The following is a 15,853-nucleotide window of genomic DNA, read 5'->3' as shown; positions in this document are numbered from 1 at the left end:
CCCTGTCGCGACGGCGTGCGTTCACTCCGCGCAGGGCCCGGAAGCCGCCACGTCGACTCCGGCAGCGCGCGCGATGCACGAGTTGCTGTAGGTCCGGCCGTTGCAGCCGCAGACCGGCTGGTGCTGCGTCCGGCACCTCTCGGGACGTGGCTCGCACCGACCCATTTGATCGAAGCGGCCGCAAACCGAGGTCGTGTAATTGCACCATTCGTCCCCGTTGCAGCGCAGCCCTGCGAGCCCGCCGCATTTGCCGCTGAGCGCGCTCGTAACCGCGAGCGTCACCTCGAAGCGCTTGGTGGGCGGTCCGTTCGCCGACTTCGCGTAGGCGAGCTCGATGGTGTGTGTGCCTGTCTCGCTGCCGACGTTCCACGAGAACGAGTCGAGCACGCCGGCCGAGCGTCGTTGGGTCGCACCGAAAGCTCCCGGGTCTTTGAGCCACCAGCTGTAACCATTCGATCCGCTCCGCGTGAGCATGATCGTGAACTTCTGGTGTTGGTTAACCGCAACGGTCTTGCCGTCGTCGTCGGCGTCGATGACCACCGAGCGACGAACGAGCTCGCTCTCGTCGGTTGTGGCCACGGGCTCGTCGACATCGTCCGACGTTGTCTCTGCGACGCAAGCGAACATCAGCGAGGCGAGGCCGAGGAGGACGAGTGACCGGTAGCGCATGGTCCAGCAGATAGCGCAGGTTGCCCGGCGAGCCAGCGTGCCAGCATGCGTTTTGCGGTGCGCAAGGTCGCCGACGGTAAATGCTCGCCCCAAACCCTTCAGAATCGATGGGTCGAGGTACTAGGTCTTGGCGGCGCGACCGTCCAGGATGTCGCGGATGAGTCGAGACGCCTCCGCAGGCTCATAGGGCTTGTAGAGGAAATGGGCACCTTCCGGCAGCTCACCCGTCTGGGTCTCGAGGTAGTCGCCCGTGTAGCCGCTGACGAAGAGCACCTTCAGGTTCGGCTGAATGCTGCGAAGACGAACGGCCAGCTCGCGACCATTCATGCCGGGCATCATCACGTCGGTGAAGAGCAGGTCGACGGGTCGAGCGAGGCTCTGGACGATGCTGAGCGCCTCGGCGCCGCTCGCGGCCGCAAGCACGCTGTACCCGTCGCGGCGGAGCAGTCGCTCACCGACACGCCGCACCGCGTCCTCGTCTTCGACCAACAAGACTGTCTCCGTTCCGGGGGCGCCAGCGATGAGCTCGCGCGACGTCACCGCCTCTCGGACGGGCGGAGCGCACGCAGGAAGGAAGAGATCCAGCGTCGTCCCGACGCCAGGCTTGGAGTCCACTTCGAGGAAGCCGTCGTGCTGCTGGACGATGCCGTAGACCGTGGACAAGCCGAGGCCCGTCCCGGACGGCTTGGTCGTGAAGAACGGCTCGAACATCCGACCGATGGTGTCGGCGTCCATACCGATGCCGTTGTCGCGCACGCGGATCCGCACCCATGAAGTCCCGCGCGTCGAGACTCGCTCCACGAGGACGACCAGCGCGCCCCCGTCGGGCATTGCGTCCCGCGCGTTGACGGCGAGATTCATGAGGGCTTGCTCGATATGGTTGGGGTCGGCGCTCACCCACAGACCACGCTCCGACGCGCTGATCTGGAGCTCGATGCGTTCGCCGACCGCGCGCTCCAACATCCTCGCCACCTCCTCGACCCGCTTGCCGAGGTCGAAAACGCTTCGCTCGAACACCTGCTTGCGACCGAACGCGAGGAGCTGCTTGGTGAGCTTGGCGGCTCGCTTCGTGGCGCCGAGTGAGTCGTTGAGTAGCTCCTTGTTGGCGTTCTCAGGAAGCTCGTCTAGCGCCAGTTCCACGTTCGCTGAGATGACCGTCAGAAGGTTGTTGAAATCGTGCGCGACGCCCCCCGCGAGGCGGCCGAGGGATTCGAGACGTTGCGCGTGGAGCAGCTGCTCGGTGAGCTGACGCGCTTCCTTCTCGGCGCGTTCCCGGACGATCATCTCGGTGCGGAGCGCGTCGTTCGCGGACTGTAGCTCGGCGGTACGCGTCGCGACTTTTGCGTCCAAGTCAGCGAGGGCGTCTTGGAGGGCCCGTCGCCGCTGCTGATCGCGCGCGCGCAACTCGCTGAGCGCCCTCAAGTTCCGAAGCCTCAGCGTGAGGAGCGCGGCCGCGACGCCGGTCGTGGCCGCCATGGTCGCCACGTAGCGACCAAAATGCGGTGTGCCAGCGCTGACCGCGAGCAGCACGGGGATCGACATACCCCAGACCCCCAAGAAGGCAGCCGCACCCCACCGCGGCGCGGTCATGGCGGCGCTCGTGGCCACGAGGAGAATGTCGATGTAGACGACTTGGGAGGGGTCGCGGCGCAGCCACGTCGCCAGAAGGATGTTGCTCGCGATTAGAAGGATGAGCCCCGTCCCCACGGCGTGGGCTGCGCGGTCGGGGATCTTGCCAGCGCGGATCAGTCCCCAAGTCCCGGCGCAAGCCGCCGCACACACGATGTCGTGCGCCACGATTGCTCCGCGGAGGCCCGCCGGAAACTCGATGAGGTTGTAGACCAAGAATCCGAGCATGATCACCGCGCCGACCGCCGCGAGCGGGCGAAGCGTGTCGAGGGCGCGCTCTTGGGAGTCGATGGCGGTGTGCACCGACGTGGCCATGGTCACCATTCGATGGGCTTGGCGACGTACGGTCAAGAGCGCGTCGAACCGACTGGTGATATTTGCGTCGGCTCCCCTTGGTCACGAGCAGCTCGACCGACCTAAGGTCGAGGCGCGGAAGCGACGTCGGCGTGGAGGCGTGCTAACTGGCCGCGCGCCCACGCGCGCGCATCCTCGACCGTCCCGCACACGTGCGTCGGGTAGGGCGGTTTGGTGAAGCGCGCGAAAAAGCTCATGATCACGCGCGCCACCGGGGAGTGCGCGACGACCACCATCGCGCCAATGCTCTCCCGGCCCTGCGGCCCGGCCATGTAAGCGCGGGCCTCTCGCGTCGCCGCCGTCATGGAGCCGCCGTCGGCCAGGAGCACCGCGCGTTGTCCGTTCGTCAGCTCTCGCAGCGCTGCGAGCCCCTCGACGAGGTGGGCCTCTTCGACGGTGCCTTCGACGAGGTTCTGGTTGTAGACGATGCCCTCTGAAGAGAGCCAGAACCGCGTCGCCGAGGTGGTCACCTGCTTCGCTCCGACTTCGGGCTCCATGCCCGGCGGCCACGGTCGACTCGCTCCCAAGCTGCCCCCAATGTCGCCTCACATCGGTCGACCATTAGGGGATATCTTCTCGGCGTGTCTCCCGCAAGGATGACGGCTGTGCGCGCGCTGCTCGTCGTCGACGTCCTCGGCTATGCCAACGCGGATATCGAGGTGCGCCGTTTCTGGGCTGGACGCGCCGTGCAGGAGCAGACGACGGCCCTCGCCGTGATCGTTCATTTGCTCGTCATGCGGGTCGTTGCCACATTCTTCAAACGCTTCGCCCGCCCCCCGTTTCCGTTTAAAATCTTCGGCGACGTCGAGCACGCCGTCGCCTGGGCCCGGGAGCACAAGCCGCAGCATGGCGAGTGAACCGCCTGACACGACGCGTATGGCGGCGATCCTGGAGCTCGTGCTTCGGATCGGCGAGGGAGACCTTTCGGCGCGTGGAGCGCTATCGGCTGCCCAGGACGACCTCGACGGCGTCGTCGCGGGCCTCAACATGCTCGCCGAGGAGCTCGAGGCGGAGCGCGCGGCCAGGAAGCTCGCGGAAGGGCTCCTTCGTGACGAGCTCGATGCCTATGAACAAGCGCCGGCGCTCTTCGCGTCGCTCGAAGCCGAGTCGCTCACGGTGCTCAAGTGCAACGCCACCTTGGCCGCCGCCGTCGACTTACCCAAAGACGCCATCGTGGCTCGATCGATCTTCGAGCTGCACACGCCCGAGTGTCGCCCCGCGCTCCGCGCCGCCCTCGAGGCCATCGCCAGCGGTCACTCGGCGCACGAGACGGATTTTGAGCTGTTACGCGCGGGTCGCCCGCCGCTGCTCGTGCAGATGAGCGCCTCGTTGGTCCAGGAGAGCGACGGGCAGGCACGACGCATCCGCGTCGTGTGGCGCGACGTCACCGAGCAGAAGGCCCTCGAGGGTCAGCTCATCCAGGCCCAGAAGCTCCAAGGCATCGGACAGTTGGCCGGCGGCATCGCCCACGACTTCAACAACCTGCTCACAGTCATCTTGTCGACCGTCAGCCTCGCGAGTGCTGGACTGCCCCGCGGGTCGCAGCTCGCGGACGATCTTGCGCAGATCGCCGCCGCGGCGGAGCACGGAGCCGAGCTCACGCACGGCCTTCTGGCCTTCTCCCGCAAGAGTCTCGTGAAGCCGAAGGCCACGACATGGCGCGCCGTGGTGGAGAGCGCGCAGAAGCTCCTGCATCGCCTGATCCCGGAGACGATTCTGATCGAGGTCGCTCACTCCGCCGACCCTTGGGAGGTGCTCGTCGACGCGGTGCAGTTCGGCCAAATTGTCGTCAACCTGGCGATCAACGCCAGCGACTCGATGCCGAGTGGTGGCACTCTCACCATCGAGACCGCAAACGTCGTTCTCGATGACGTCTACGCGGCCTCGCACCTCAACGTTGCGCCGGGCGAATACGCGATGTTGTGCGTCTCCGACACCGGCGTTGGCATGCCCAAAGAGGTGCGGGAACGCGCCTTCGAGCCGTTCTTCACGACCAAGCCGCCGGGGAAAGGGACCGGGCTCGGGCTCGCCATCTGTTACGGCATCGTGCAGCAGGCGCGCGGCAGCATCTGGCTCTACAGCGAGCCGGGGCGCGGCACGACCGTCAAGGTCTATGTGCCGCGGCTGCAGGGAGCCAAGGCGGTTGCCGAAGCGGAGGCCACGCCGGCGCCGGCGGTGGGCGGAACGGAAACCATCCTCGTCGCCGAGGACGACGCGCGCGTGCGCAGTCTCACGGTGCGCATTCTCCGCGGTGCTGGCTATCGCGTCCTCGAGGCGACCAACGGTCGACACGCCCTCGATCTCGCCGCTGCTCACCGCGGCACGATCGAGCTCGTCGTCACCGATGTCATGATGCCCGAGATGGGAGGTCGGCAGCTCGTCGACGCGCTGCGAGAGCGAGCCATCGTCGCGCGGGCGCTCTTCGTCTCCGGGTACACCGAGAACTCCATCGTCCACCAGGGCGTCCTGGAAGACGATATCGAGTTTCTGCCGAAGCCGTTCGGGCCCACGACGCTCCTCGAACGGGTTCGCGTGCTGCTCTCGCGGCCGCTCAAGGCATAGACGCTCATCACCGGTGACCGCCGCGCCCTCCACGGCCACCATGACACGCGCGCTCCCGTCGCTGACAAAACAGCTGGGTCGCGCCCTGGGCACTCTCGGCCTCAGGCGAGCGTGGCCCTGGTTACGCTCACGATCGCCTCGCGCAAAAACGCGCCGGCGGGATCGTCGTCGTCGCTCCGCGACCAGAGCATCTCCATCGGCGCGCCGCTCAGGTCGAAAGGGAGCTCGGCCGTGCGAAGGTGCTTCCTGGCGCGCACCGCGTGGCCGGCGACGCTGCGAGGGATCGTCGCCAGAAGCGGCGTCCCCTCGATGATGGCCCCAAGGTTCGCAAAGCTCGAGACCGAACAGCGCACGTTCCGCGCCTTGCGAAGCTTGTCTTCGACGATGCCGCGCAGGTCTCCGTTGTAGGAAACGACCACGTGCTCATGCGCGAAGTACGTCCCTTCGGTCATTCGCTTCCGCGCGCGGACGTGGCGTGAGTCAAAGAGGCACACGAAGTCTCCAACGAAGAGCGTCCTCCGTTGGATGCTCGCCGGCAGCTCGTCAGCCACCGTGACCGCCACGTCAATGCGCCGCGTCGCGAGCGCCTCGCCAACGGTCCGGAATTGAATCGGCACCACGACGACGCGCATTTTCGGCGCCACCTTTCGGAGCAGCCGCAGGAGCGCAGGAACCAGCCACGGCTCCGCGGCGTCGGCCAAGCCGATGCGCAACGTTCGGTCGCTCGTCGCTGGCTCGAAGGCCTCGGGGCTCAGCGCCGCTTCGACAAGTGAGTTGAGATGGGGCCGCACGACCGAGAGAAGGCGCGCCCCGCGCCTCGTCAGCGTCAAGCCGCGTCCCTGGCGCGCGAAGAGCGGTGCGCCAACGGCGTCGACCAGGCGTCGCAGCGCCGCGCTGACGGCCGGTTGCGTGAGGTAGAGGTCGGCTGCAGCCGCCGTCACGCTCCCGCGTTCGGCCACCACCACGAAGACGCGCAGCAGATTCAGGTCGAGCCCTAGGCCATAAACCACGTTCATGTGTCGCATACTAAACATTCACTGGTCCGATTCCACGGCCGGCCATAGGTTCATTCGTGAATGGAGGTCGGCATGGGCGAGAAGAGCTTCCCGATGGGGCTGGGCTGCATGGGAATGTCCGGGATGTACGGTCCGTCGAGCGACGCCGAGAGCATCGCCACCATCCAGGAGGCCATCGAGCGCGGCGTGAGCCTCCTTGATACGGGTGACTTCTACGGCATGGGCCACAACGAGCTGCTCATCGGCCGTGCCATCGAGGGACGTCGCGACAAGGTGCGCATCTCGGTAAAGTTCGGCGCGCTTCGCGGCCCCGACGGTTCCTGGCTCGGCTTCGACGCGCGTCCGGCGGCGGTGAAGAGCGCCGCGGCCTATAGCCTGAAGCGCCTCGGGGTCGAGGTCATCGACATCTACCGTCCTGCGCGGCTCGATTCGAACGTCCCCATCGAGGACACCGTCGGGGCCATCGCGGATCTGATCAAACAAGGCTACGTGCGCCAGGTTGGGCTCTCGGAGGTCGGCGCCGAGACCATCCGCCGTGCCCATGCGGTCTCGCCCGTCGCCGATCTGCAAATCGAATACTCGCTGGCGAGCCGCGGGCCCGAGGACAAGCTCTTTCCGCTACTCGCCGAGCTCGGCATCGGCGCGACGCTCTATGGCGTCTTGTCGCGTGGCCTCTTGAGCGGCAAGAAGCCGACCGGCCCGGGCGACTTCCGCTCGTACCTGCCGCGCTTTGCCGGCAAGGACGGCGAGCAAAATGCCGCCGTCGTCGAGCGTCTTCGCGCCTTCGCCGAGCGGACCGGGCGGACGTCAGCGCAGGTCGCCGTGGGCTGGGCGCTCGCGAAACAGCCTCGCCTGATGCCAATCGTTGGGGTCCGCACGCGAGTCCAGCTCGTCGACGTCCTCGGGACGCTCGACAAGCCGCTCTCGATGAACGAGGTCGCCGAGGTCGAGGCGATGGTTCCCGCCGGCGCCATCGCAGGCGAACGCTACCAGTCGGCCCAGATGGCGCACCTCGACAGCGAGCGTTGAGAGCGTAGCCGCGCGGCGCGCTCCGTCGGACGGACGGCCCCGGGCGATCCGTGGCCGCGTCGCCCCTCTCGGTCAAACGATGACGCGGACCTCATCCAGGGGCTTGCGCTCGAGGCACGGGACCTCGGCGTCGGCGCGTGGGTAGCCGACCGGGATGACGGCGAACGCGCGCTCGTTCGCCGGCCGCCCGAGCAGCGTGCGAAGAAACGCCATCGGGCTCGGCGTGTGCGTGAGGGTGGCTAGCCCTGCAAGGTGGAGCGACGAGAGCAGGAATCCGACGGCGATGCCGACGGACTCGCTCACATAGTAGTGCTTCACGCGCTCCGCCGACGGTGAGGACTGCCCTGAGCTTCCTGCGAGGCCCCAAGCGTGCGCGAAGACCACGATGAGCACGGGCGCGTCGGTCAGGTGCGGCTTGTTCCAATCGAGGCCGAAGGGCTCGACGGCAGCCATCCACTCGGCCCCCATGCGCCCTTCCCAGTTGGTCTTCTCTTCGGCCTCGGCGGCCTCACGAATGCGCTGCTTCAACGACGCGCTCGTGACGACGACGAACGTCCAGGGCTGCTGGTGGGCTCCCGAAGGCGCGCTTGCGGCGGCGCGGATGGCGTCGTCTACGACTTCCATCGGAAACGTCTCCCGCGAAAACTCGCGGACGCTTCGCCGTCGACTCATCTCGCTGGCGAACGCGCGCGCCCTCAAGACCATCTCGCTCGGGGCGAGCCTCTGAAACTCGAGTGGCCGGCGCGCGACGCGAGCGCGACGTTGCGTGCTGCTCTCCACGGCCTCCGGAGCGGCGTTCTCGCGGTCGTCGCTCGCTGGCTTCTGCAGGGTCGATGAGTTTACGAGAGGCATCGCGCTGCAACGTAGCGCCGCGCTCCCCCGCCGCGGATACAAGATTGTCGAACAGGGGGGAGCGAACAATTCGAACGCCCCGACGCCCGTCCGAACCGTCGCGGACGCGAGCGCCTTCGTCGCGCCATTGAGGGTCGTCGTCCAAGAGCGTTCGACTTTCGCGAACCTCGGCTGCGAATCGTTGCGATGGCGCGAAGCCGGAGGTTGGGGGAGAAGCCGCATCCGACGAACGCGACCTCACGCCGCTTCGTCTTGCCCCCCCGCTTGAAAGGTCCCTTCAACATGCACCCGATCCACGTTCGCTCGCCGCTCATGGTCCTCGCCGCTGGACTCTTCGCCGTTGGCTGCTCCGCCGCGCCGGCTGACGACTCCACGTCGGAAGCTGAGTCCGAGCTCGTCGCCGGCCGCGCCGGCGCGGTTTACACCCTCAGCAACGACCCAAACTCGAACGACGTCATCGTCTTCCGTCGCGCGGCGAACGGCTCGCTGCAGCGCGCCGCCAGCTACGCCACGACCGGCAAGGGAAGCGGCGACGGGCTCGGCTCGCAGGGCGCTGTCATCCTCAGCGGCGACCGTCGGTGGCTCTTCGCGGTGAGCGCCGGGAGCAACGAGTTGTCAGTCTTCCAGGTCCGCGGCGAAGCGCTCTACCTCGTCGACACGATCGCGACCGGCGGCGTCCGCCCGGTCAGCGTCACCGAGCACGAAGGGCTCGTCTACGTCGTGCACGCCGGCGACGGCCAGAACAACATCACCGGGTTCCGGCAGCGCGCCGACGGCTCCCTCGCCGCCATCCCGGGCTCGACGCGCCCCTTGAGCGGACCTTCGGTCGGGCCCGCGCAGATTCAGTTCAGCCCGAGCGGCCGCGCGCTCATCGTGACAGAGAAGATGACCGACAGAGTCGACGAGTTCCGCGTCGACGCGTCAGGCAAGCCGGGCACGATCATGGTTCACGCCTCCAACGGCAAGACGCCCTTCGGTTTTGCCATCACGCAGAGAGGCCAAGTCATCGTCTCGGAAGCCGTCGGGGGCATGGACGATGCGAGCACCGTGAGCTCGTACCAACTCGGCGTCGCGAAGGGCCTCGCGACGGTCACGAGCTCGCTCGCTGACACGGAAGGCGCAGCCTGTTGGGTCGTTCTCGCGAAGCGCGATCGCTACGCCTACGTCTCCAACACGAAGAGCGGGTCAATCTCGACCTACGCCGTCGCGGCCGATGGCGCCCTCTCTTTGGTCGACGCCGACGGTCGCTCGGCCGACACAGGCATGGGCAGCAAGCCCCTCGACATGGCCGTCTCCCGCAACGACCGCTTCCTCTACGTGCTCGAAGGCGGCACATCGAGCCTTGGTGTTCTACGCATCGAAGCGAGCGGCGCTCTCACGGTGCTTTCGGACTTCACGGGACTGCCGGCGACGGCGGCAGGCCTCGCCGCGCAGTGAGGCGAGCGGCGGCGGCGCGGATTTGCTAGGGTCGACGCTCGGTTCTTCACCGGGCGCCGCTCGAGCCTTCGCCGCCGCGCCTGTGGGATCGATCCCGAACCCATGCATCGCGCGGTCAGAGTCGGCGAGTACTGGAACTGGTTGCCGGCGTTTCGCGCCGTCGCCGAGACGAGCAGTCTTCGTGACGCCGCCAAGCGAATCCATGTCGCGCCGTCGGCCATCTCGCGCACGGTTCGCCTCTTGGAGGAGTCGCTCGGAAGGTCGCTCTTCGACCGAACCGGCAGCGCCATGACTCTGAACGCGTCGGGCCGCGAGCTCTTGGACGCCGTTCGAGCCGCGATGCGACTCGTGAACGATGTGCAAGGGGCCGGCCCGCGTGAGGCTCCCTGCCATATTCACTGCCCGACCGACGTCGTCACGTTGCTCATGGACGCCCTTGATTCATGGCTGTCCCTTCACCCCGGGGCCCCGCCGCTCGTGCACACCCCGTGCGCCGAAGACGTGGCGGCGCAGCTCCTTCGCGGCGATCTCGACGTCGCTCTTCAGTTCGAGCCGGCCACGCACGCGGGCGTCACTTCAGCGCTGCTTGGTGAGATCTCGAGCTCGCTCTATGTCGCTCCGTCGCATCCGGCGAGCCGACTCAAGCGCGTCACCGCTCACGATCTGGGGACGCTTCCGTTCATCGACTACCCCGTCTACGAGCTCTCGTTCCTCCGCGTCATGCACGACGCCGAAAAGCAGCGTGTCGCCTACGTCCCGGCGATGGAGCTCGCGGTTCGCTTGTGCGCCCTCGGTCGAGGGCTCGCGTGCGTCCCGGACTTCGTCGCCGCTGCGAGCGGCATCAAGCTCGTTGCGCTCCCATGGGACCTTCCGCGCGCGCGCCTCTACGCGTGGTTTCGCCGCCCGCTCGGCGACCTCACCGCTCCTCTCATCGTCCAACACCTCGCCGCCCAACCCGTGTGGAGTACGCTCGTGACGCCCCGACCGTCAGCATCGGCGGCGTCAGCGGCGCGGAGTGCGCGGTCTCGCGCCGCGCGCAATGCGGTGCGCAGCCGCGGGTAGCGCGCGGAGACGAAGCTCAGCCCTTGTTGATGCGGAGGAGGATCAGCGGCTTCAGCGACTCCTCCGTGGGCGCCACCGAGGTCCCCGTATAGGGATCGAGTCTGCCGATGCCCGTGAAGATGCAGTCGGCCTCGCTCGGTGACCAGAACCAGTCGGAGTCGTCCTCGACGCTGTACTCGTCGGCGAAAGTGCCGCCGACGACGGCGTTGAGGTCGGCTTCGGACACGGTGAGCAGATTCGGGTGAGCCATGCCGTGGTCTAAGCAAGCTCGGTGCCCGGCCTTGGCCATGAGAAGTCAGTGACTTACCGGTGCGCGCCGCGTGCACGCCCGAACCTAACGACCGCACGGAGCCGTCTTGTCCCTTTTGGAACAATCCGACGCGTCGTCCAGCGGCTTCCGTGGGGCGAGCGCTGAGGCGCGCACCCGCGTCGCGAAGTCAGGTTCGGTCGGTGACGTCCGTCGACGAGACGTTGTGGCGGGGGAGATTGGTGGCTTGCGTCGCCTGCTCGCCTCTTACGACGGCGCGAAGATTCGCAACGCCGATCGGCTCGTCGGTCATCCACGGAATGATCGCCACGCGCCCTGCGAAGTCGTGACCGATGCGGGCGATCTGCCTCAACTCCGCGGGAATTCTCTCGCGAAGTAGCGGGTCCCGCGTCCCCGAAGCCGCGAGGCTCGCGTTGACGACCCACGCGTAGGGCTCGATCTTCGCGCGCCTTAGATCCTCTTGGAGTTGACCCGCCTCCGACACCGGCGTCGTCTCCGGTAACGTGACGACGAGGACCTTTGTGTAGTCGGGATCTTGAAGCCGCATGAGCGGCGTCTTCAAACGCTTCGCCTCATCGGGCGTGAGCCCGCGCATCACGTCGCGGTGGTACGAGCCGGTCGCGTCCAGGAGCAGCAGCGTGTGCCCGGTCGGAGCTGTGTCGAGGACGACGAAGCCGCTCCTCGCCTGCGCCACGAGCTTGGAGAACGCGTGGAAGACGGCGACCTCTTCCGTGCACGGCGAACGCAGGTCTTCTTCAAGGAGGGCACGACCCTCGGCGTCGAGACTGGGGCCCTTCCTCTCGATGACCTTGGAGACGTAGGCTCGCGTCTCCTCCGCTGGGTCGATGCGACTGATCTCAAGGTGCGGGATGGCTCCGGCGACCGTCGCCGCGACATGGGCTGCCGGGTCAGTCGTGCTGAGGTGCACCGAGAAGCCTCGAACCGCGAGCTCGACGGCGACGGCGGCCGCCACAGTTGTCTTCCCGACGCCGCCTTTTCCCATCACCATCACGAGGCCAGAGCCCTTGGCCGCGATGCCGTCGACAACGTCCGACAAGTTCGGGAGCTTCACTTGCGATGCCTCGTCGGCGTCGGAGGCCGCTGAAGGGGGGACGGCCCCATCCTCGACCCCATCCTCGAGAAGAGCTCGGAGCGCGGGGAGGCCCACCATGTTGAACGGCTTGAGCGGCACGTCGTAGCGCGGCAGGGCACGGAGTGACGTCGGCATCGTGTCTAAGGCCGCCGAGCACCGCTGTTCGAAGGCGAGCGCCACGCGATCGGAGCGATCCTGCGCACGGAAGACCGCGTTCACGACCAGCCACTGGTTGTCGACGCCGAGCGAATGCAGCTCCGCGGCCGTGCGGGCCGCCTCGCGCAGCGCCCCGACGTTCGGTCGGGCGACCAGTACGACCGTCGTCGAGCGTGCGTCCATTAACGCGTTCATCGCGGCGGCGAACCGCTCGTGGTGCATCGTCAGGCCCGAGTGAGGTCCAAGGCACGAGGCGCCGTGCTCGTTGGTCTCAAGGAACGTCGTCCAGGCGCGCGGCAGCTGGAGGAGTCTGAGCGTGTGGCCCGTCGGGGCGGTGTCGAAAAGCACGTGGTCAAAGGCGGACGGTAGGTCGGCGCCGGAGAGCAAACCCGCAAACTGATCGAACGCGGCGATCTCCGTCGTGCAGGCGCCGGAGAGCTGCTCTCGGATGGTCCGCACTTCCGCGCCGGTCTTCACCCCCTCGTAGGGCGCGATGACCCGCGCTCGGTACGCCTCCGCGGCGGCTTCCGGGTCGATGTTCATCGCCGAGAGGCTTGCGACACCAGGGACCGGCGTGGGCTCACTTCCGAGGGCAACGCCGAGCATCTCGTCGAGGTTCGACGCCGGGTCGGTGCTCACGAGGAGGACGCGCTTTCCCCGATCGGCGAGCGAGAGCGCCGCCGCGCACGCAAGCGCGGTCTTTCCGACCCCGCCCTTGCCGGTGAAGAAGAGGTGCCTCGTCGGGTTCGCGAAAGGGGTCATGGCGGTAGCTTAGGCCTCGCTGGCGGTGGCGCCGCAACTCCCGACGTCTCAGGAGATCGGCGACCACGATTGCCGGGGTCGTTGCGATGCCGCTGGGGCGATGCCGGGAATAGAAGTGCCTCAGCCGAAGGCTTCGCCGGACGGGGTCGGCGCCAGGCGGATTAGCCTTGAGTCCAGGACCGCGGCCTGCCGGTGTTTCACGGCCTCGCGGTACGCCGGATCACGCAGCATCTCGACGAACGCCGTGACGGACGGATATTCGGCAATGAAGGAGTGGTCCCAGCGCTCTTCTGCAGGGCCAATCAAGGTCTGCTCGAAGGCTCCTCGCCACGCGATTCGTCCGCCAACGCGGGCAAAGATGGGCGCGCTCTCTCGTCCGTACGCAGCGTAGGCCTCTACTCCCGTCACGACACGCCCGTCCGCGTAGGCTGCCTGGGCCCGTAGTCGGACGAGGTTGAGCATGTGAATGGGGCCCTCGCGATCGTTGTCGCGGAACGCCGCGAAGGCGACCTTCGTCGGATCGACGTAGTGGATCATGCGGGCGAGTTTGCGCCGCGATGCGTTTTTGCGCCATCGATGAACGAGCGCGCGCCAGCTACCCTCCGACGGTGAGAAGGCGGCGCGTCCGCGAAACGTGCGCGGACGCACCACGGACCGTCAGCTCGGCAGGCGTTTCGCCGGGCAGGTCGAGATCCCGAAGAGCGTGTAGACGGGGCAGCTGCCCAGGAGGCCCGTTGTCAGCGGCACGAGACCGATGAGCCCCCAGAGCGATTGAGGTCCTACGAACACGAGCGCGAGAAGACCCAAGCCCAGAAACACGCGAGCCGCGCGTTCGATGGGGTGTTCGTTGCGGGGGAGGATGTTCATGAGCCAAGTCCTTTCCGGTTCTCCTCCATGAGAGCCACCGGCGCGGAAAAGGATTCGCGCGCGACAGCATTTCGTCGCTCCCCAGACAAGTTCGCGTCACTCCGCGGACCGGGCACGACCGTCACCAAGGGGCCGGCGGTCAGGCCGGGTTCAGCACGCGGACCCGCCTGGCCTCGCGCCGCGCACCAGCTCGTCCACCGTGCTCCTCAGGATGCCGTAGTCGAAGTTGCCGTAGAGCATGGCGCGGCCGCCATCGAACACATAGGTCGGCGAGCCCTGAATTCGCAGACGTTCCTTCTCGGCGTGGTCCTCGCAAACGGCGGCGAGGGCGCTGCCGTCATCGAGGCGTTGCTCGATTGGGCCTCGCGGCAGCGCGAGCTCCTCGGCGACCTCGAGCTGAACGGCGCGGAGGGCAATGTTCGCCCCTTCGACGAAGAAGCGTTCGCGCAGGGCGCGCTGGTAGCCCGGGCCGACCTCCTCGCCGCGCCCGTCGTCGAGCAGGAAGGCAGCCTTGATCGCCATCGCGGGCGCCCAAGACGACGCGGGCATCGCTCGTCTCCAGCACTCGCCGCTCACGTCGGCGCGTCCGCCTTGCTCGGCGATCTTGCGCGTCGCAAGGACCCGCCCGTCGACGCCGTCCTTTGACCACGGCCCTTGGGTGAACCGCCAGGGAACGCTCCCAAAGACAGGCACGATGCGGTAGTCGACCCGAACGTGCTCGCCCAACTCAGAAAGGACGCGGTCCAGCTTCTGCTGCGCGACGAGCGCCCAGATGCAGAGCGGATCGGACCAGTAGCTGAACTTCAGACGCGTGGGCATCGCGGACCTCTACCGGCTAGAAACCAGAAATGTGACGCGGACGGTTTCGCGCGTGGGGCCCACTCGACGCCGCCGCACATCATGAGATCCTCCGACAGGCCAGCGTGAGAGCCAACTGCAAAGCCCAAGGGTTCGCTCGCTACGGACAGCGGGCCTCGCAAGCGGCTCGCGTCTCGTCACAGGCAGCGACGGCGCCCGGCTCGAGGCCGATGGTCTTGCACGCACGGTGCTCCGAGACGCATTCGGCGAGGCAGACTTGGCGACGCATGTAGTCCTTCGTGGCGCCGGCGTTCGTCCCGAAGTCCGCGGGCGGCGGGGCGCCGAGTGAGCCTGTCGCCGCGGCCGGCGCGGCCGACGGCGGCGCAGCCTTGCTGGGCATGACGAGCCACACGAGCACCGACACGAAAACAACGCTGAGAAGCAGTCCGATGAGCTTCATGGTTCGCCCTCGCCCAAGCCGATGAGACCACGTTGGCCTCGTGCTCAGCGTGAAGATTGCTGGGCCGGCGAGGTCCATGAGGGCCCCTTTGGCGTCGCGCGGTATCCTGCCGCGCATGAAACGGTCCTTCGCCATCGCGCTCACGTCGGCGTTGGCTGCCGTAGGCGCTGCGAGCCCTGCCCGCGCCGACGCGCCGCGCTTCGCGGCCGGCGTCGGGACCGATGCGCCCGTCAGCGTCGGCGTGCGTGGCGACGTCGAGCTGCCGTATCGCCTCCGCGCGTCCACGTCGCTTGGATTCTTGCCCGCACCTTACGTCGACGGCATGAACGCGCTGCTCGTCGGCCTAGGCGCGTACCCCCAGGCGACCGGCAATCTCATCAAGAGCGCCATCCGTTCTTCGCTCGCGTGGCGCACGCACGTCGGCGTCCGTCCATTTCCCAAGCTCGGTCTCTACGGAGACGTCGGCTACGGCCTCATCACCCTCGGAGGCGAGGCCACGGCCGCCGAGATCCTTGAAGGCGTCACCGGCAAGTCCCTCAACGTGTCCCGCTTGGAGGCGGCGAGCCGCACCTTCGACGCGTCGTCGACCTTGCACATGCTCGACGTTGAGATCGGTTACCTCTTCCCGGTCTCCGAGCACTTCGTGCTTCGCACCGCGCTAGGAGGAGCCTTCACGCTCGCGTCCTCGACGACGATCACACCGCGTTACACCCCGGCGGCGCCCCGCCTGGTCGAGGAGTTCACGTCCTACGCGGAGACGTACCTAGACGACACCTTCACCTCGTATGTCTTCACGCCAACCGTTGGGGTGGGGTTCGCCTACGTTTTTTGACCGCGCC

General features: G+C 67.4%; 17 protein-coding genes. 6 read left to right on the top strand and 11 right to left on the bottom strand.

Features of this window, described 5'->3' with window-relative positions:
• Window positions 1–21 precede the first annotated feature (21 nt).
• The 3 genes from IPG50_27870 to IPG50_27860 form a co-directional block, all read right to left on the bottom strand.
• Complete coding sequence (locus IPG50_27870) at window positions 22–669, bottom strand: hypothetical protein (GenBank protein MBK6695995.1); 648 nt, start codon at window positions 667–669, stop codon at window positions 22–24.
• Window positions 670–789: 120 nt separating this feature from the next.
• Window positions 790–2,613, bottom strand: a complete 1,824-nt coding sequence (locus tag IPG50_27865) for a response regulator (protein MBK6695994.1) — start codon at window positions 2,611–2,613, stop codon at window positions 790–792.
• A gap of 101 nt (window positions 2,614–2,714) precedes the next feature.
• A complete protein-coding gene (locus IPG50_27860) occupies window positions 2,715–3,149 on the bottom strand; it encodes a hypothetical protein (GenBank protein ID MBK6695993.1) in 435 nt (144 codons plus the stop codon).
• A gap of 108 nt (window positions 3,150–3,257) precedes the next feature.
• On the opposite strand from IPG50_27860, the gene IPG50_27855 reads away from it, so the two are divergent.
• Together IPG50_27855 and IPG50_27850 are read left to right on the top strand one after the other, a co-directional pair.
• Window positions 3,258–3,509 carry a hypothetical protein gene (locus tag IPG50_27855; protein MBK6695992.1) on the top strand — a complete coding sequence of 84 codons (252 nt, stop codon included), beginning with the start codon at window positions 3,258–3,260 and terminating at the stop codon, window positions 3,507–3,509.
• Window positions 3,499–5,214, top strand: coding sequence for a response regulator (locus IPG50_27850; GenBank protein ID MBK6695991.1), 1,716 nt, complete (start codon window positions 3,499–3,501; stop codon window positions 5,212–5,214). The genes IPG50_27855 and IPG50_27850 overlap by 11 nt, the downstream gene beginning before the upstream one ends.
• A 101-nt stretch (window positions 5,215–5,315) precedes the next feature.
• Here the strand turns inward: IPG50_27850 and IPG50_27845 are convergent, their stop codons facing one another.
• The gene (locus IPG50_27845) at window positions 5,316–6,230 is read right to left on the bottom strand and encodes a LysR family transcriptional regulator (GenBank protein MBK6695990.1); all 915 of its coding nucleotides are present in this window, start codon (window positions 6,228–6,230) and stop codon (window positions 5,316–5,318) included.
• A gap of 60 nt (window positions 6,231–6,290) precedes the next feature.
• Here IPG50_27845 and IPG50_27840 point away from each other — a divergent pair, with 60 nt between their 5' ends.
• Window positions 6,291–7,259, top strand: a complete 969-nt coding sequence (locus IPG50_27840; protein MBK6695989.1) for an aldo/keto reductase — start codon at window positions 6,291–6,293, stop codon at window positions 7,257–7,259.
• A 72-nt stretch (window positions 7,260–7,331) separates the two neighbouring features.
• On the opposite strand, the gene IPG50_27835 is transcribed toward IPG50_27840, so the two are convergent.
• The gene (locus tag IPG50_27835; GenBank protein ID MBK6695988.1) at window positions 7,332–7,964 is read right to left on the bottom strand and encodes a nitroreductase family protein; all 633 of its coding nucleotides are present in this window, start codon (window positions 7,962–7,964) and stop codon (window positions 7,332–7,334) included.
• A gap of 411 nt (window positions 7,965–8,375) precedes the next feature.
• Between IPG50_27835 and IPG50_27830 the strand changes: the two genes are divergently transcribed.
• Together IPG50_27830 and IPG50_27825 are read left to right on the top strand one after the other, a co-directional pair.
• Window positions 8,376–9,548: a beta-propeller fold lactonase family protein gene (locus IPG50_27830; GenBank protein MBK6695987.1), complete on the top strand. Its 1,173-nt coding sequence runs from the start codon at window positions 8,376–8,378 to the stop codon at window positions 9,546–9,548.
• Between the two features lie 102 nt (window positions 9,549–9,650).
• Window positions 9,651–10,610 (top strand): LysR family transcriptional regulator, encoded by a 960-nt coding sequence (locus IPG50_27825; GenBank protein ID MBK6695986.1) that lies wholly within the window; start codon window positions 9,651–9,653, stop codon window positions 10,608–10,610.
• A gap of 16 nt (window positions 10,611–10,626) precedes the next feature.
• On the opposite strand, the gene IPG50_27820 is transcribed toward IPG50_27825, so the two are convergent.
• The 6 genes from IPG50_27820 to IPG50_27795 all read right to left on the bottom strand — a co-directional run bounded on the left by IPG50_27820 (window position 10,627) and on the right by IPG50_27795 (window position 15,014).
• A complete protein-coding gene (locus tag IPG50_27820) occupies window positions 10,627–10,860 on the bottom strand; it encodes a hypothetical protein (GenBank protein ID MBK6695985.1) in 234 nt (77 codons plus the stop codon).
• A 187-nt stretch (window positions 10,861–11,047) separates the two neighbouring features.
• Complete coding sequence (gene arsA, locus IPG50_27815) at window positions 11,048–12,889, bottom strand: arsenical pump-driving ATPase (protein ID MBK6695984.1); 1,842 nt, start codon at window positions 12,887–12,889, stop codon at window positions 11,048–11,050.
• Between the two features lie 120 nt (window positions 12,890–13,009).
• Entirely contained in the window at window positions 13,010–13,426 is a 417-nt protein-coding gene (locus IPG50_27810; GenBank protein ID MBK6695983.1) for a DUF1330 domain-containing protein, read from the bottom strand.
• Between the two features lie 120 nt (window positions 13,427–13,546).
• Window positions 13,547–13,756, bottom strand: a complete 210-nt coding sequence (locus IPG50_27805; GenBank protein MBK6695982.1) for a DUF2892 domain-containing protein — start codon at window positions 13,754–13,756, stop codon at window positions 13,547–13,549.
• A 150-nt stretch (window positions 13,757–13,906) separates the two neighbouring features.
• A complete protein-coding gene (locus tag IPG50_27800; GenBank protein MBK6695981.1) occupies window positions 13,907–14,575 on the bottom strand; it encodes a DsbA family protein in 669 nt (222 codons plus the stop codon).
• A 139-nt stretch (window positions 14,576–14,714) separates the two neighbouring features.
• Window positions 14,715–15,014: a hypothetical protein gene (locus IPG50_27795; GenBank protein ID MBK6695980.1), complete on the bottom strand. Its 300-nt coding sequence runs from the start codon at window positions 15,012–15,014 to the stop codon at window positions 14,715–14,717.
• A gap of 115 nt (window positions 15,015–15,129) precedes the next feature.
• Between IPG50_27795 and IPG50_27790 the strand changes: the two genes are divergently transcribed.
• A complete protein-coding gene (locus IPG50_27790) occupies window positions 15,130–15,846 on the top strand; it encodes a hypothetical protein (GenBank protein MBK6695979.1) in 717 nt (238 codons plus the stop codon).
• Window positions 15,847–15,853 lie beyond the last annotated feature (7 nt).

The organism is Myxococcales bacterium, from assembly GCA_016703425.1.
Lineage (GTDB): Bacteria > Myxococcota_A > Polyangia > Polyangiales > Polyangiaceae > JADJCA01.
This window is presented reverse-complemented; position numbering and strand designations above follow the sequence as displayed.

What these genes read in the sequence shown, in the direction of transcription:
- IPG50_27865 (MBK6695994.1), bottom strand. Translation starts at nt 2,613, where the DNA reads ATGGCCACGTCGGTGCACACCGCCATCGACTCCCAAGAGCGCGCCCTC.
- IPG50_27805 (MBK6695982.1), bottom strand. Translation starts at nt 13,756, where the DNA reads ATGAACATCCTCCCCCGCAACGAACACCCCATCGAACGCGCGGCTCGC.
- IPG50_27840 (MBK6695989.1), top strand. Translation starts at nt 6,291, where the DNA reads ATGGAGGTCGGCATGGGCGAGAAGAGCTTCCCGATGGGGCTGGGCTGC.
- IPG50_27790 (MBK6695979.1), top strand. Translation starts at nt 15,130, where the DNA reads ATGAAACGGTCCTTCGCCATCGCGCTCACGTCGGCGTTGGCTGCCGTA.
- IPG50_27825 (MBK6695986.1), top strand. Translation starts at nt 9,651, where the DNA reads ATGCATCGCGCGGTCAGAGTCGGCGAGTACTGGAACTGGTTGCCGGCG.
- arsA (MBK6695984.1), bottom strand. Translation starts at nt 12,889, where the DNA reads ATGACCCCTTTCGCGAACCCGACGAGGCACCTCTTCTTCACCGGCAAG.
- IPG50_27820 (MBK6695985.1), bottom strand. Translation starts at nt 10,860, where the DNA reads ATGGCTCACCCGAATCTGCTCACCGTGTCCGAAGCCGACCTCAACGCC.
- IPG50_27860 (MBK6695993.1), bottom strand. Translation starts at nt 3,149, where the DNA reads ATGGAGCCCGAAGTCGGAGCGAAGCAGGTGACCACCTCGGCGACGCGG.
- IPG50_27835 (MBK6695988.1), bottom strand. Translation starts at nt 7,964, where the DNA reads ATGGTCTTGAGGGCGCGCGCGTTCGCCAGCGAGATGAGTCGACGGCGA.
- IPG50_27850 (MBK6695991.1), top strand. Translation starts at nt 3,499, where the DNA reads ATGGCGAGTGAACCGCCTGACACGACGCGTATGGCGGCGATCCTGGAG.
- IPG50_27800 (MBK6695981.1), bottom strand. Translation starts at nt 14,575, where the DNA reads ATGCCCACGCGTCTGAAGTTCAGCTACTGGTCCGATCCGCTCTGCATC.
- IPG50_27795 (MBK6695980.1), bottom strand. Translation starts at nt 15,014, where the DNA reads ATGAAGCTCATCGGACTGCTTCTCAGCGTTGTTTTCGTGTCGGTGCTC.
- IPG50_27810 (MBK6695983.1), bottom strand. Translation starts at nt 13,426, where the DNA reads ATGATCCACTACGTCGATCCGACGAAGGTCGCCTTCGCGGCGTTCCGC.
- IPG50_27870 (MBK6695995.1), bottom strand. Translation starts at nt 669, where the DNA reads ATGCGCTACCGGTCACTCGTCCTCCTCGGCCTCGCCTCGCTGATGTTC.
- IPG50_27845 (MBK6695990.1), bottom strand. Translation starts at nt 6,230, where the DNA reads ATGAACGTGGTTTATGGCCTAGGGCTCGACCTGAATCTGCTGCGCGTC.